13 protein-coding genes, 3 tRNA genes and 1 pseudogene are annotated in these 14,649 nt (G+C 65.4%); 8 read left to right on the forward strand and 9 right to left on the reverse strand.

The window, feature by feature from the left end; genetic code table 11:
• Nucleotide 1: 1 nt before the first annotated feature.
• From ACZ9AQ_RS19780 to ACZ9AQ_RS19790, 3 genes are all read right to left on the reverse strand, one after another.
• Nucleotides 2-83: transfer RNA gene (locus ACZ9AQ_RS19780), tRNA-Leu, on the reverse strand.
• A 29-nt stretch (nucleotides 84-112) separates the two neighbouring features.
• Nucleotides 113-197: transfer RNA gene (locus ACZ9AQ_RS19785), tRNA-Leu, on the reverse strand.
• Between the two features lie 70 nt (nucleotides 198-267).
• Nucleotides 268-352, reverse strand: a tRNA-Leu gene (locus ACZ9AQ_RS19790).
• 350 nt (nucleotides 353-702) lie between these two features.
• On the opposite strand from ACZ9AQ_RS19790, the pseudogene rnr reads away from it, so the two are divergent.
• The 4 genes and pseudogenes from rnr to ACZ9AQ_RS19810 form a co-directional block, all read left to right on the forward strand.
• Nucleotides 703-2,928: pseudogene (rnr, locus tag ACZ9AQ_RS19795) on the forward strand (ribonuclease R); the annotation flags it as partial.
• Between the two features lie 874 nt (nucleotides 2,929-3,802).
• Nucleotides 3,803-4,546, forward strand: a complete 744-nt coding sequence (rlmB, locus tag ACZ9AQ_RS19800) for a 23S rRNA (guanosine(2251)-2'-O)-methyltransferase RlmB (RefSeq protein WP_429205024.1) — start codon at nucleotides 3,803-3,805, stop codon at nucleotides 4,544-4,546.
• Nucleotides 4,547-4,671: 125 nt separating this feature from the next.
• Nucleotides 4,672-5,412, forward strand: a complete 741-nt coding sequence (gene cysE / locus ACZ9AQ_RS19805; RefSeq protein ID WP_429205022.1) for a serine O-acetyltransferase — start codon at nucleotides 4,672-4,674, stop codon at nucleotides 5,410-5,412.
• Nucleotides 5,413-5,438: 26 nt separating this feature from the next.
• Nucleotides 5,439-6,122: a YceH family protein gene (locus ACZ9AQ_RS19810; RefSeq protein ID WP_429205020.1), complete on the forward strand. Its 684-nt coding sequence runs from the start codon at nucleotides 5,439-5,441 to the stop codon at nucleotides 6,120-6,122.
• Between the two features lie 105 nt (nucleotides 6,123-6,227).
• Here the strand turns inward: ACZ9AQ_RS19810 and ACZ9AQ_RS19815 are convergent, their stop codons facing one another.
• Genes ACZ9AQ_RS19815 through ACZ9AQ_RS19825 form a run of 3 tightly spaced genes read right to left on the reverse strand, consistent with a single transcriptional unit; the run spans nucleotide 6,228 to nucleotide 8,484 of the window.
• Nucleotides 6,228-7,196, reverse strand: coding sequence for a hypothetical protein (locus ACZ9AQ_RS19815; RefSeq protein ID WP_429205018.1), 969 nt, complete (start codon nucleotides 7,194-7,196; stop codon nucleotides 6,228-6,230).
• The gene (locus ACZ9AQ_RS19820) at nucleotides 7,193-8,113 is read right to left on the reverse strand and encodes an ABC transporter ATP-binding protein (protein ID WP_429205016.1); all 921 of its coding nucleotides are present in this window, start codon (nucleotides 8,111-8,113) and stop codon (nucleotides 7,193-7,195) included. Before ACZ9AQ_RS19820 ends, ACZ9AQ_RS19815 begins: the two co-directional genes overlap by 4 nt.
• Nucleotides 8,110-8,484, reverse strand: coding sequence for a GntR family transcriptional regulator (locus ACZ9AQ_RS19825; protein WP_429205014.1), 375 nt, complete (start codon nucleotides 8,482-8,484; stop codon nucleotides 8,110-8,112). Before ACZ9AQ_RS19825 ends, ACZ9AQ_RS19820 begins: the two co-directional genes overlap by 4 nt.
• Before the next feature lie 231 nt (nucleotides 8,485-8,715).
• Between ACZ9AQ_RS19825 and ACZ9AQ_RS19830 the strand changes: the two genes are divergently transcribed.
• Nucleotides 8,716-9,111 carry a PPC domain-containing DNA-binding protein gene (locus tag ACZ9AQ_RS19830; protein ID WP_429205012.1) on the forward strand — a complete coding sequence of 132 codons (396 nt, stop codon included), beginning with the start codon at nucleotides 8,716-8,718 and terminating at the stop codon, nucleotides 9,109-9,111.
• On the opposite strand, the gene ACZ9AQ_RS19835 is transcribed toward ACZ9AQ_RS19830, so the two are convergent.
• From ACZ9AQ_RS19835 to ACZ9AQ_RS19845, 3 genes are all read right to left on the reverse strand, one after another.
• Nucleotides 9,108-9,890, reverse strand: coding sequence for a UDP-2,3-diacylglucosamine diphosphatase (locus ACZ9AQ_RS19835; protein WP_429205010.1), 783 nt, complete (start codon nucleotides 9,888-9,890; stop codon nucleotides 9,108-9,110). The genes ACZ9AQ_RS19830 and ACZ9AQ_RS19835 overlap by 4 nt on opposite strands.
• Nucleotides 9,891-9,921: 31 nt before the next feature.
• On the reverse strand, nucleotides 9,922-10,413 hold the full coding sequence (locus tag ACZ9AQ_RS19840) for a peptidylprolyl isomerase (protein WP_429205008.1): 492 nt from the start codon (nucleotides 10,411-10,413) through the stop codon (nucleotides 9,922-9,924).
• 66 nt (nucleotides 10,414-10,479) lie between these two features.
• On the reverse strand, nucleotides 10,480-11,148 hold the full coding sequence (locus tag ACZ9AQ_RS19845) for a peptidylprolyl isomerase (RefSeq protein ID WP_429205007.1): 669 nt from the start codon (nucleotides 11,146-11,148) through the stop codon (nucleotides 10,480-10,482).
• 288 nt (nucleotides 11,149-11,436) lie between these two features.
• Here ACZ9AQ_RS19845 and cysS point away from each other — a divergent pair, with 288 nt between their 5' ends.
• From cysS to ACZ9AQ_RS19860, 3 genes are all read left to right on the forward strand, one after another.
• Nucleotides 11,437-12,831 carry a cysteine--tRNA ligase gene (cysS, locus tag ACZ9AQ_RS19850; protein ID WP_429205005.1) on the forward strand — a complete coding sequence of 465 codons (1,395 nt, stop codon included), beginning with the start codon at nucleotides 11,437-11,439 and terminating at the stop codon, nucleotides 12,829-12,831.
• The gene (locus tag ACZ9AQ_RS19855; RefSeq protein ID WP_429205002.1) at nucleotides 12,831-13,544 is read left to right on the forward strand and encodes a DNA-3-methyladenine glycosylase family protein; all 714 of its coding nucleotides are present in this window, start codon (nucleotides 12,831-12,833) and stop codon (nucleotides 13,542-13,544) included. The genes cysS and ACZ9AQ_RS19855 overlap by 1 nt, the downstream gene beginning before the upstream one ends.
• 99 nt (nucleotides 13,545-13,643) lie before the next feature.
• Complete coding sequence (locus ACZ9AQ_RS19860) at nucleotides 13,644-14,621, forward strand: acetyl-CoA carboxylase carboxyltransferase subunit alpha (protein WP_429205000.1); 978 nt, start codon at nucleotides 13,644-13,646, stop codon at nucleotides 14,619-14,621.
• Nucleotides 14,622-14,649: the final 28 nt, after the last annotated feature.

The following is a 14,649-nucleotide window of genomic DNA, read 5'->3' on the forward strand; positions in this document are numbered from 1 at the left end:
GTGCCCACGGAGGGACTCGAACCCCCACACCTCGCGGCACATGGACCTGAACCATGCGCGTCTACCAATTCCGCCACGTGGGCACTGAAACAACCTCACAACCAGAAAACGTTGGTGCCCACGGAGGGACTCGAACCCCCACACCTCGCGGCACATGGACCTGAACCATGCGCGTCTACCAATTCCGCCACGTGGGCGTTTTCTGTACTGCCTGAACTGCCGACACTGCTTTTACTTCCGCGTCGGCGGGAAACCCGCCAACCCTACTGGTGCCCACGGAGGGACTCGAACCCCCACACCTCGCGGCACATGGACCTGAACCATGCGCGTCTACCAATTCCGCCACGTGGGCACTGCAAATCAACTCTGCTACAATAGCAGGCTTTGTCATTTTCCGCTAGATCAACATTTCCAGATCGTCACGCAAAAGGCACCGCTTGCCACTGCCGCATTCTTCGCTTCGTCGTTGCCGCCGTTGCTGAAGAGAGCGAGATTATAGCGGATGATTTTCAATAGTCAAAGACCCACGACGAAGTTCTGATCGGGGCAACCGCCAAACGTCGCGCAGCACTCGCAGCACGCCGCGTTAGGCGAATCGGATGGACCTCCGTTACACTACGCCTGTCAAGGTGTCAATCAAGCATGACGCCGCCTTTTATTCATGAGCGGCGCTATTACTGGCCAAGAGAAAAAAGAACCGATTTGAAGCAACCTACCCATACCATTCCAAGCCGCGAGGAAATCCTCGCAGTCTTCCGTGACGCCACCGATCCGCTCGATGCGGCCGGCCTGGCACGTGCCCTCGAGGTCAAGCCCGCCGCCCAGGAAGTCCTGGGCCGCCGCCTGAACGCCATGGAGCGTGACGGCCAGATCCGCTCCGATCGGGGCGGCGCCTATATGCTGGCCGACCATTCCGCCTTTGTGGCGGGCAAGGTCGCCGCGCATCGGGACGGCTTTGGATTCGTGATTCCGGACGAGCCAGGTCCCGACCTGTTCCTGTCCGACCGCGAGATGCAGAAAGTGCTGCACGGCGACCGCGTGATGGTGCGCGTGACCGGCACCGATCGCCGCGGTCGTCCAGAAGGCGCGATCGTCGAAGTGGTCCAGCGCGCCAATACCCACCTCATCGGGCGCTTGCTCAATGAGGGCGGCGTATGGATCGTCTCGCCCGAAGACCAACGCATCGCCCAGGACGTCCTGGTATCCGGTTCGCCGGGCAAGGCGCGCGCCGGGCAAGTGGTCAGCGTCGAGCTGATCGAGCAGCCGGGCCGCTTCCAGAAGCCGACCGGCCGCATCGTCGAAGTGCTCGGCGAACTGGACGATCCGGGCATGGAAATCGAGATTGCCGTGCGCAAGTTCGGCGTGCCGCACGTGTTCTCGCCGCCGGCGCTCAAGCAGGCCGCGCGCCTGCCGAACGAAGTCGTGAACGCCGACCTGGCGGACCGCGTCGACCTGCGCGACGTGCCGCTGGTGACCATCGATGGCGAGGATGCGCGCGACTTCGACGACGCGGTCTATTGCGAGCCGGTCAAGATCGATGGCGTGAAAGGCTACCGCCTGCTGGTCGCGATCGCCGACGTCAGCCACTACGTCAAGCCGAACGACGCGCTCGACGTGGACGCCATCGAGCGCAGCACCTCGGTGTACTTCCCGCGCCGCGTGATTCCGATGCTGCCCGAGAAGCTGTCCAACGGCCTGTGTTCGCTGAACCCGCAGGTGGACCGCTGCACCCTGGTGTGCGACATGGTCGTCACCGAGGACGGCGAAGTCACGGCTTACCAGTTCTACCCGGCCGTGATGCACTCGGCGGCGCGCCTGACCTATAACCAGGTGGCCGACATCCTGGCCAGCACCGACGGCGAGGAAGCGCAGAAGCGTCCGGCGATCGTCCCGCACCTGCAGAACCTGAACGGGGTGTTCCGCGCGCTGCTCAAGGCGCGCCAGGAGCGCGGTGCGATCGATTTCGAAACCACCGAAACCTATATCGTTTGCAATCCGCTGGGCAAGATCGAGAAGATCATCCCACGCACCCGCAACGACGCGCACCGCCTGATCGAGGAGTGCATGCTGGCCGCCAACGTGTGCGCCGCCGACTTCCTGCTGCGCCACAAACACCCGGGCACGTTCCGCGTGCACGCCGTGCCGACCGAGGAAAAGCTGAACCAGCTGCGTACCTTCCTCAAGCAGGTGGGACTGAACCTGGGCGGCGGCAACAAGCCGAGCGCGCGCGACTATGCCGCGGTGATGCAGGAAATCCGCGAGCGTCCCGACGCGACGCTGCTGCAGACCATGCTGCTGCGCTCGATGCAGCAGGCGGTCTACAGCCCGGACAACGTCGGCCACTTTGGCCTGGCCTATGAGGCCTATGCCCACTTCACCAGCCCAATTCGGCGCTACCCCGATTTGCTGACCCACCGGGCCATCAAGGCGCTCCTGCAGGGCAAGCGCTACGAGCCGAAGGGCATCGAGCTTGGCAAGCTGAACACGACGCAGTCGAACTCGGCGCGCAAGCAGGCCGCCAAGGACAAGGCCGAAGGCAAGCCGCAGAAGAGCGAAAAGGACCTGACGGTCTGGGACGCGCTCGGCGTGCACTGTTCGGCCAACGAGCGCCGTGCCGACGAAGCCTCGCGCGACGTCGAAAACTGGCTCAAGTGCTTCTTCATGCAGGACAAGATCGGCGAAGAGTTCACCGGCACGGTCGCCGGCGTCACCACCTTCGGCATCTTCGTGCAGCTCGACGAGCTGTTCGTCGAGGGTTTGGTGCACATCACCGAGCTGGGCGCCGATTACTTCCAGTACGACGAAGCGCGCCATGAGCTGCGCGGCGAGCGCACCGGCCAGCGCTACCAGCTGACCGACCGGGTCACCGTGCGGGTAGCGCGGGTCGACCTCGAATCGCGCAAGATCGACCTGACCCTGGCGTCGGCGCCGGTCGCGCTCGAAGCGCGCGAGGGTGCGGGCCGCAACAGGCAGGGCCGCAATGAAGAGCGCAACGAAGGCCGCAACGAAGGCCGCAAGGAAGGTCGTAACGGCGGCAAGCGCTCGCGTGGCGGCCGTAACCGGGGACCGAAGCCGGACGCGCCGAGCATGCTCGAAGCGCCAGTGCCAGCGACGCCGCTCGAACGCGCTCGCCAGGTAGCCCAGGAAGCGATGGAAGTGCCGACCAAGGCGCCGAAATCGCGCAAGGCGCGGGCGAGGGCCAGGGCGGACGAGCGTGCGAATGCAGCGGCTGCAGCGCCGGCGCCTGTGCCGAAGGCGGATACCGTTCCGGCGCCAGTGCCGAAGGCGGATCCTGCGCCGGCGCCAGCGCCCGCGCCGGTTGCGCCGAAGCCGGTCGAGGCGCCCGTGATCGCAGCGCCACCGGCGCGCAAGCCGCGCGCCGCGAAGGCCGCTGCCGAGCCAGTCGTCGAGGCTGCACCGGTGGTTGCACCGGTCAAAGCCAGGAAAGCAGCCGCCAAGGCCGCGCCGGTGACCGAGGCCGTCGAGGCGGCGCCGGTCAAGCCGACAGCGAAGAAAGCGGCTGCACCGCGCAAGGCAGCCGCCAAGGCGGTCGCCGAGCCGGAAGCGCCGAAGCCAGCCAAGGCGCCTGCGAAGAAGGCCGCAGCCAAGGCGCCTGCGAAGAAGGCCGCAGCCAAGGCGCCTGCGAAGAAGGCCGCAGCCAAGACAGCCACGAAGACTGCAACGAAGACTGCAACGAAGACTGCAGCTAAAACTGCAACGAAAACTGCAGCCAAGGCCGCACCGAAAGCAGCATCCAAAACCAGCAAGAAAAAAGCACCTGAAAGCGATTGAGAAGTAGCAAATGAAAAATAAAATGATTTTCGGCTTCCACGCCGTGACTTCGCGCCTGCGTCACGAGGCGCAGTCGGTGGAAGAGATCTTTGTCGATGCCGAGCGCAACGACGGCCGCATGAAGGACCTGATCGCCAATGCCAAGGCGGCCGGTGTCCGCGTGATGCCGGTCGACGCCGCGCGCCTCGACAAGATCACCGGCACCCGCCGCCACCAGGGCGTGATCGCCTTCGCCAGCCAGCTGGCGCTGGCGCGCAACCTGGACGAGCTGCTCGACGCGATCGAGGGTCCGCCGCTGCTGCTGATCCTGGACGGCATCACCGATCCGCACAACCTGGGCGCCTGCCTGCGCGTGGCCGACGGCGTCGGCGCGCACGCGGTGATCGTGCCGAAGGACCGCGCGGTCGGCCTGAACGCCACCGCCGCCAAGGTCGCCAGCGGCGCGGCCGAGACGGTGCCCTACATCTCCGTGACCAACCTGGCGCGCACCATGCGCGAGCTGAAGGAACGCGACATCCTCCTGATCGGCACCTCGGACGACGCCGAACGCGGCCTGTACGAGGCCGACTTCACCGGCCCGGCCGCCCTGGTCATGGGTTCGGAAGGCGAGGGCATGCGGCGCCTGACGCGCGAGACCTGCGACGTGCTGGTCAACATCCCGATGTTCGGCTCGGTCGAGAGCCTGAACGTGTCGGTCGCCTCGGGCGTCTGCCTGTACGAGGCGCGTCGCCAGCGCATCGCGCGCGAAGGCTGATTTTTCGCTCGAGCAGTCACGGCCTGGCGTCGCCTCCAGGCCGGTTTCCTCCGCATTCATTCCCCCCGCAAGCATTCCATCTCCGGATCGGCTACCATGACAGCCGTTCCATCCGAAGCGTCACCATGTTTTTCTCACGACTGCGCGAAGAAATTCGCAACATCATCGAGCGCGATCCCGCGGCCCGCAACGGCTGGGAGGTGCTGACCTGCTATCCGGGCCTGCACGCCATCGTCGCCCACCGCTGGGCCCACGCCTGCTGGCGCATGGGGCTGAAGTGGCTCGGCCGCTTCATCTCGTACCTGGCGCGCATCCTCACCGGCATCGAGATCCATCCCGGCGCCGCGATCGGCCGCCGGGTCTTCATCGATCACGGTTTCGGCGTGGTGATCGGCGAGACCGCCGTGATCGGCGACGACTGCACCATCTACCAGGGCGTCACGCTGGGCGGCACCACGCTGGTGGCCGGCACCAAGCGCCATCCGACGCTCGAGCGCGGCGTGATCGTCGGCGCCGGCGCCCAGGTGCTGGGCGCCTTCACGGTCGGCGAATACGCCAAGATCGGTTCCAACGCGGTGGTGGTCAAGCCGGTTCCGGCCGGCGCCACCGCGGTCGGCAATCCGGCCCATATCATCCGGAAAGAAGACCAGTCGCGCAGCGCGCGCCTGTTCGCCGCCTATGGCGTCACGCCCAACGGCGACGACCCGCTGTCGAAAGCCCTGCGCGGCCTGATCGACCACGCGGCGCGCCAGGACGAGCAGATCGAGCGCCTCACCGAGGCCATGCGCGCGGCCGGCCTGTGCTGCCCGCGGGTGCCGGAGGGTGATAAACTCGACTCGGAGCAACTGAACCGCTTGGTAGATTAAGTAGATTAAGCAGATTAAGGAATCGCATGACGAACGAAGCGACTGGCGGCAGCGACGCCGCGGCCGTGCTCGACCCGGTAGAGCTGCGCGTGCTGGCCGTGCTGGCCGAGAAAGAAGCGCTGACCCCCGATAACTATCCGATGTCGCTCAACGCGATCGTAAACGGATGCAATCAATTGTCGAGCCGCGACCCGGTGATGCAGCTGTCGGACGACATCGTCCTCGACACCCTGCAGCGCCTCGCCGAACGCAAGCTGGTCAATGCCATCTCGCAGGCCGGCGCCCGCGTGGTCAAGTACGAGCACCGCATGCGCATCAAGTGGACGCTGGAACAGGACAAGCTGGCCGTGCTCACGATCCTGATGCTGCGCGGCCTGCAGACCGCCGGCGAAATCCGCACCCGCAGCGGCCGCCTGCACGAGTTCAGGACCGTGCAGGACGTCGAGACGGCGCTGCAGTTCCTGATCGACAAATACCCGCCGCTGGTGGTCAAGCTGGACCGCGCGCCGGGCACCAAGGAATCGCGCTACGGCCAGCTGCTGGGCGGCGAGATCACCATCGTGGCCGGCAGCGAGCAGACCGCGTCGGCGTCCAGCGGCCAGACCCAGGGCGGCCGCATTGCCCAGCTCGAAGAAGAAGTCGCGTCGCTGCGCGGCGAGATGATTGATCTCAAGGCGCAGTTCGAGGCGTTTCGCCAGCAGTTCCAGTAAGCGCCGCCGCGGGGTCGGGCTCGGGCTCGAGCTCGAGCTACGATCGCCGCATGCTCGCGCACTTCCGCATCGCGCCCGTGATGGGGAGCAGGGCGCGCACGGTAGTCAACCCTCGTCGCGCCAGCGGCGCAGGCGGATCGCGCCGTAGATCATCGCGCAACCGGCGGCGGCGGCGATCCACACCGCGGGCGAGGCCAGCGTGCCGTAGGACAGGCGCAGCAGCATCGGCCCGTCGATCCCGGCGCTCTGGGTGGCCAGGGCCGCGCCGTGGACCTCGCCGAACCAGATGCCCGGCATCAGGCCGCCGAGGATGCGCGCCACCACTTCTTCGCCGAACCACTTGACGTTCAGGCTCAGGCCCGAGAAACGGCCGACCAGGAAATCGAACCAGGCCAGCAGGGCCAGCGCCACCAAAGGCACGCCCACCGCCCACAGGAACACCTTGGAGCGGGCCCAGCTCGACACCAGCAGCAGCCAGCCGACGGTCGGCAGCGCCCACAGGATGTACAGCGGCACGAAGCCCAGCAGGTAGAGCGGCGACAGGTAGAAGTTCGCATTGGCCAGCACCGGGGCGATCAGGTTGACGCCCTTGATGGCGCTGGCCAGCAGGCCGAGCACCAGCAGCACGAGGGACGTGGCCAGGCCAATCGCCACCGTCAGGAGCGGCGCCAGCACCAGCGCGACCGCGACCTTCGACAGCACGGTCTCGCGGTCCGATATCGGCAGCGACTTCCAGAACAGGATGCTGCGGTCGCGCCGTTCGTCGTGCAGGGCCGCCAGGCAGTAGAAGAACACCACCACCGGCAGCACCAGGAACAGCGGCGCCGTGATCGCCAGGTAGCTCGAGGCCGCGACCGCCGCCGCCCTGGCATGCATTTCCGGCGGAAAGCCGTCGATCGTGATCATCGGCCGGCCATCGACCTGGAGGTGGAAGGCGCCGGTGGTGGCCAGCGCGTACAGGAAGCCGCCGCCGAGCAGCAGCACCAGCGCCGCCGCCACCGCCAGCGGCGCATACAGGAACGCGCCCTTGTGTTCCCACAGCTCGCGCCGGATCAGCCATTTCATCGTGTTCATGCGTAGCTTCCTTTCATGGTGGCGACGAACAGGTCGGCCACGCTCGGGTGGCGGACTTCGCCCAGGGCTTCGAGCTGGCTGCGCGACAGGCCGCCGGCGCGCTCGGTATCGAACAGCATCACCGACTTGCCGAACATGGCGCGCTGGTCGAGCGGCTGCAGGGCGCGCGCCGCGGCGGCTTTTTTGTTGGGCACCATCACCTCGACATAGCGCCGGCCGATCTCTTCCATCGAGGCCGCGAGCGCGATTTTCCCGTCGCGGATGAACAGCAGGTCGGTCAGGATGTGCTCGACTTCTTCCACCTGATGGGTGGTGATGACGATGGTTTTTTGTTCGTCAAAGTAGTCTTCGAGCAGGTGCTGGTAGAACTGCTTGCGATACAGGATGTCGAGCCCGAGCGTCGGCTCGTCCAGCACCAGCAGGCGGGCGTCGATCGCCATCACCAGCGCCAGGTGCAGTTGCACGACCATGCCCTTCGACATTTGCTTGACCTTCATGCCCGGCGTCAGCCTGGTGTTGGCGATGTAGCGCTCGGCCTTGCTGCGGTTAAAGCGCGGATGCACGCCCTCGACGAAGTCGACCGCGTCCTTGACCCGCAGCCAGCGCGGCAGGATGGCGACGTCGGCGATGAAGCACACGTCCTTCATCAGGTCGTCGCGCCGGGTGCGCGGATCCAGGCCCAGCACCGACAGTTCGCCCTCGAACGGGATCAGGCCCAGCGCCGCCTTGAGCGTGGTGGTCTTGCCCGAACCATTGGGGCCGATCAGGCCGACGATGCGCCCGGCCGGGATCTCGAAGTCGATGCCGTCGACGGCCACCTGCTTGCCGTAGCGCTTGGTCAACCCGCGTGCGGACAGGACGGCGCCCGAGGCCGAGTGCGGGGGCGTGTCGTGGAGCGCGTCTTGAACGGTGTTCATGCCGCACCTCCCTGCGCATCGCCGCTGTCGCGCAGCAGTTGTTCGACATCGAGCCCCAGGCGGCGGATGCGCTCGACCATGGCCGGCCACTCTTCGCGGATGAAACGTTCGCGTTCGCTTGCCAGCAGCTTTTCGCTTGCTCCCTCGGTGACGTACATGCCAATTCCCCTTCGTTTTTCCACCAGGCGCTCGTCGACGAGTTCCTGGTATGCCTTCGACACTGTTATCGGGTTCAGTTGATACTCGGCGGCGATCGAGCGCACCGAGGGCAGGGCGTCGCCGGCTTTCAATACGCCGTCGAGCATCATGCCGACCACCCGCTCCTTGAGCTGGCGGTAGATCGGGGTGCTATCGTTCCAGTCGGCGCTCATCAATGGCCTCCCTCCCGGTGCGTAGTAGTGTGGTACTCATATTGCCTCCCTGGTGAGGTATTGAAGTGGTGTTGTAGTTAACTATAACACCAAGGTTGAAAATGTAAAGACGTATACCGCACCTCATGCGCACATCATGCGCACCGCATGAGCGCGAGGGCCTGCAGCGAAAAGTCAGGCGCGGCTTGCTACAATCGCCCATCCCCACGGCCATCGCGCAGCGACCACCTCATGCAACTCCTGCCCATCCGCCTGCGCCCGCGTCAAGACCTGCGCGAGGCGCTCGCCGCAATACTGTCAGAACACGGCGTGGGCGCTGCCTTCGTGCTGTCGGGCATCGGCAGCCTGAGCGAGGCACGGATCCGTTATGCGGGCGCGGGCGAGGCGGGGCTGCTGCGCGGCGACCTGGAAATCCTGACCTTGTCGGGCTCCATCGCGCCGGATGGCGTGCACCTGCACATGACGGTATCGGACGCGCAGGGGAAGGTGATCGGCGGGCATGTGGCGCCGGGCTGCACGGTGCGCACCACGGCCGAGATCCTGCTGGCGCTGCTGCCGGACTACCGTTTCAGCCGCGCGCCGGATCCGCAGTCCGGGTGGGATGAACTGGTGGTGCGCAGGCTTTAAGCCCCCTGGAAAAGCCTGAGTTCGGTCAGGTCGTGGCGCTCGATGCTGCCGTCGGCATGCAGCGCGCACCAGCCGCCGCGCGGCGGCTCGGCGTCGAGTTCCCAATCGGGCAGCACGTAGCGCAGGCGCGTCGTGCGTTCATGCCGGTGTTCGTGCACGGCGGGACGGTGGGTATGGCCATGGATGATGACGTCGGCCCCGGTCTCGAGGAACACGGCGTCGATCGCGTCCGGCGTGACGTCCACGCTCTCGTACGATTTCCCGGTGTGGGCTTCGCGCGAGCCCTGGCGCAGGCCGGCGATGATGGCCTTGCGCTGGGTCAGCGGCATGCCGAGGAAATGGGCCTGCCAGGCGCTTTGGCGCACCTGGGCGCGAAACGCCATGTACTGGGTGTCGAGCGTGCACTGGGCGTCGCCGTGCAGCAGGGCCACGCGGCGCGCGCCGGCCTCGATCAGGTGCGGGTCTTGCAGCAGTTTCAGGCCGGCGGCCTGGGCGAAGGCGTCGCCGACCAGAAAATCGCGGTTGCCGGCCATCCAGTAGACGGCGGTGCCGGCGTCGGCCACCGCGCGGATCGCGGCGACGATGCGTGCGTTGAACGGGTCGGCGAGGTCGTCGTCGCCGGCCCAGTATTCGAAGATGTCGCCGAGCAGGTAGAGCCGCTCGGCCTGCACCGCGCGCTCGCTCAGGAAGGCCAGGAAGGCTTCCAGCGTGCGCGGATGCGAGACCTGCAGGTGCAGGTCGGAGATGAACAGCGCGAACGGGCGCCGAGTACGCGTCATTGGAGCGACGGGTGCCAGTGCGCGCCGCGCATTACAGCACTTCGATCTTTTCGATGATGACCGCGTCGACCGGCACGTCCGAGTGCATGCCGGTGCGGCTGGTCTTGACGCCGTTGATCGCGTCGACCACGTCCTGGCCTTCGGTCACTTTGCCGAACACGGCGTAGCCCCAGCCGTCCTGGCCCGGGTAGTCGAGGAAGGCATTGTTCTTGGTGTTGATGAAGAACTGGGCCGATGCCGAGTGCGGCGCCGAGGTGCGGGCCATGGCCAGCGTGTACTTGTCGTTCTTCAGGCCGTTCTTGGCTTCGTTCTCGACGGTCGCTTCGGTCGGCTTTTGCTTCATGCCCGGCTCGAAGCCGCCGCCCTGGATCATGAAGTCCTTGATCACGCGGTGGAAGATGGTGTTGGCGAAGTGGCCCTTGTTGACGTAGTCCAGGAAGTTGGCAACGGTCTTCGGTGCCTTTTCGGCGTCCAGCTCGGCGGTGATGTTGCCCTGGTTGGTGGTGATGAGAATGGTCGTCATGGCTTGTCCTGTTCTGTGGGTGGTTGTTTGCCCGGTGTTGCAACTGCGGCAACTGCGGCAAAACCGTTATTTTACTAGCTTGTCGCGCTGAAGCAGGGTGACGTTCGTAATCTTGATCGGCACGACCGGCACGTTCTGCATGCCGCGCACGTCGTCGACGACCACGCCCTTGATCTTGTCGACCACCTCCCGGCCCTTCACGACCTTGCCGAACACGGTATAGCCCGAGCCCTTGACGAAGGGATGGTCGATGCCGGAATTGTCGGCGACATTGATGAACCACTGCGAGGTCGCGCTGTCGGGATTGTCTTCGCGCGCCATGGCGATGGTATAGGGCTGGTTCGACAGGCCGTTGCTCGATTCGTTCTTCACGGGTTTGAGGGTTTTTCTGCCCTCGAACTTCTCGTTCATGCCGCCGGCCTGGATCATGAAGCCGTCGATCACGCGGTGGAAGATCGTGCCATTGTAAAAGCCCGACTTGGCGTAGGCGGCGAAATTGGCGACGGTCCTGGGGGCTTTTTCCTGGTCGAGCTGGACGACGATCTCGCCCATCGTGGTCTTGATCGCGTACTGCGGGCCGACCATGGCCGGGGCGTCGGCGGCCTCGGGCGCTGCCACCGGCGCGGCGGTTTCCTGGGCCGGCGCGGCGCTTGACAACAGCAGGCCGCAGGCGAGCAGGGCGCTGGCGCCCGTCATGCGGGCAAGCAGGGAACGGCGGGTGATCGATGGCGACATCTGGCTTCCTCTGATGGACCTCGCGCAAGGCGCTGTCAAGGGTTTTCCCTAAAAATAAAGCTGGACCGTAGGCGGCCAGCCGGGATTTTATCAATGCTATACTCCACGAAGACGCGTTGACGAAAAGGCGTGCGCAGAGCAACGACCCATTCTATCAAATAAGAACAACACCGAGGAGTCAGGCGAACCCGGCGCCGCACCTGTCCAGGGCGCACCAGCATGGCTGTCGCTGCGCCGTAGGTTGCGGCCTGCGCCGCGCCCGGCGCTCCTCTTCCGAATCGGAATTTAATGAGCCAACTCAAGATTTACAACACGCTCGCGCGTGACAAGCAGGTATTCGTTCCCAGGGTCGCCGGCAAGGTCGGCATGTATGTGTGCGGCATGACCATCTACGATTACTGCCACGTCGGCCACGCGCGGATGATGATGGCTTTCGATGTCGTGTACCGCTGGCTGATGGCGTCCGGCTACGACGTCAACTACGTGCGCAACATCACCGATATCGACGACAAGATCATCAAGCGCGCGGTCGAGAATGGCGAGACTATCGGCGCGCTGACGAAGCGCTTCGAGAAATACATGGACGAAGACACGGCCGCGCTCGGCATCCTGCCGCCGACCGTGGTGCCGCGCGCCACCGAATACGTGCCGCACATGCTCTCGATCATCGAGAAGCTCGAGCAAAAGGGCCTGGCCTATCAAACCGAAGACGGCGACGTCAACTACGCCGTGCGTGGCTTCGAAGGCTACGGCAAGCTGTCCGGCAAGTCGCTCGACGACCTGCGCGCCGGCGAGCGCGTCGACGTCAAGACGGCCAAGCGCGACCCGCTCGACTTCGTGCTGTGGAAGGCCGCCAAGGAATCCGAACCGGCTGAGGCCAAATGGGATTCGCAGTGGGGCCGCGGCCGTCCGGGCTGGCACATCGAGTGCTCGGCCATGTCGTGCGCCACGCTCGGCGAACACTTCGACATCCACGGCGGCGGCGCCGACCTGCAGTTCCCGCACCACGAGAACGAGATCGCGCAATCCGAGGGCGCCTTCGGCGGCCCGATGGTCAATTACTGGATCCATAACGGTTTCGTGCGCGTGGATAACGAAAAGATGTCCAAGTCGCTGGGCAACTTCTTCACCATCCGCGAAGTCCTCGCCAAGTACGATGCCGAAGTGGTGCGCTTCTTCATCCTGCGCGCCCATTACCGCAGCCCGCTGAATTACTCGGACGTGCACATCGACGACGCCAGGGGCGCGCTCACGCGCCTGTACACCGCGCTTGCCGACGTCGACCTGGGCGATGGCGAGCCGGCCGTGAACTGGGACGAGCCGCACGCGAAGCGCTTCCGCGACGCGATGGACGACGATTTCAATACCCCGCTGGCGGTGGCCGAACTGTTCGACCTGGCGAGCGAAGTCAACCGCAGCAAGTCGGTGCAGGCTGCACGCCAGCTGAAGGCGCTGGCCGGCGTGCTGGGCCTGCTCGAACGCGCGCCGCAAGCCTTCCTGCAGGCCGGCACGCCGGGCAGCGGCGGGCTCGACGAAGCGGCGATCCTGGACGCGATCGCACGCCGCGCGACCGCCAAGGCCGCACGCGACTTCGCCCAGGCCGACGCGATCCGCAAGGAACTCACGGCAGCCGGCATCGTCCTGGAAGACAAGGCCGACGGAACGACCTGGCGCCGCGCATAATGGCAGCGAACAAGGACAAGGCCGGCGGCGCCGCCGCAGGCGCCAGCGTGGAGTCGTCGGCGCTGCCGGCGCAGGATGCGCTGGCGGTGCCGATCTACTGGGCCGAGGCCAAGCGCGAACTGATGCAGCGCGACCGCATCATGAACAAGCTGATCCCCCAGTTCGGCGACCTGCACCTGCGCGGCCAGCCCGACCCGTTCATCACGCTGGCGCGGTCGATCGTCGGCCAGCAGGTGACCCCGAAGGCGGCCGACCTGGCCTGGGGCAAATTGCTTGCCGTCTGCCCCAAACTGGCGCCGAGCCAGGTGATCAAGCTGGGCGCCGTGCAGCTGTCGGGCTGCGGCCTGTCCAAGCGCAAGACCGAATACATCCTCGACCTGGCCGACCATTTCAAGGCCAGGCGGGTGCATGCCGACCTGTGGTCCGAAATGGACGACGAAGCCGTCATCGCCGAGCTGGTCCAGATCCGCGGCATCACGCGCTGGACAGCCGAGATGTTTTTGATATTTAATCTGCTGCGGCCGAACGTCCTGCCGCTGGACGACCCCGGCCTGATCCAGGGCATCAGCCAAAACTATTTCTCGGGTGAGCCAGTCTCGCGCAGCGATGCGCGCGAGGTCGCCGCCAACTGGGAACCCTGGCGCACGGTGGCTACATGGTATTTGTGGCGCAGCCTGGACCCGGTTTCATCCACGGCGTCGCCCGATAACTGAGCAATTCAGGCATTCGATACGCTGTCGGCTTACGGTAGAATAGCGCCCTGATCGGCCGCGCGTCACGGAGCGCGGCCAAGACATTACCCCGGAGGTACAATGACTAAAACAACTTTCCTCAATTTTGAGCAGCCGATTGCCGAGCTCGATTCCAAGATTGAAGAGCTGCGTTTCGTACAAGACGATTCCGCTGTCGACATCTCCGAAGAGATCGATCGCCTGGACAAGAAGAGCCAGCAGCTCACCAAGGACATCTATGCCAAGCTGACTCCGTGGCAAGTGTCGCAGATCGCGCGTCACCCGCAGCGTCCTTACACGATGGACTATGTGAACGCGATCTTCACCGATTTCCATGAACTGCACGGCGACCGCACCTTCGCCGACGACCAGTCGATCATCGGCGGCCTGGCCCGCTTCAACGGCCAGCCCTGCATGGTGATCGGCCACCAAAAAGGGCGCGACACCAAGGAGCGCGCGATGCGCAACTTCGGCATGCCGAAGCCCGAAGGCTACCGCAAGGCGATGCGCCTGATGAAGCTGGCGGAAAAATTCGGCCTGCCGATCTTCACCTTCGTCGATACGCCCGGCGCCTTCCCCGGCATCGACGCCGAAGAGCGCGGCCAGTCGGAAGCCATCGGCCACAACCTGTATGTGATGGCCGAACTGAAGGTGCCGCTGATCGCCACCATCATCGGCGAGGGCGGTTCGGGCGGCGCGCTGGCGATCGCCGTCGGCGATGCGGTGCTGATGCTGCAGTACTCGACCTACTCGGTGATTTCGCCCGAAGGCTGCGCCTCGATCCTGTGGAAGACCTCGGAGCGCGCGTCTGACGCTGCCGACGCCCTGGGCCTGACCGCGCACCGCCTGAAGGCGATGGGCCTGATCGACAAGATCGTCAGCGAGCCGCTGGGCGGCGCCCACCGCGATCCGGCGCAGATGGCGCAAATGCTCAAGCGCGCACTGGCCGATTCGCTGCGCCAGTTCCAGGGCATGAAACCGAAGGACCTGCTGGAAGCGCGTCACGCGAAGCTGATGAGCTATGGCAAGTTCAAGGAAACGCTGCCGCGCGAGGAGTGATCCTCTGAGCCGTTCCAAACGCGGGGCC

It is taken from the genome of Massilia sp. UYP34, assembly GCF_056279385.1.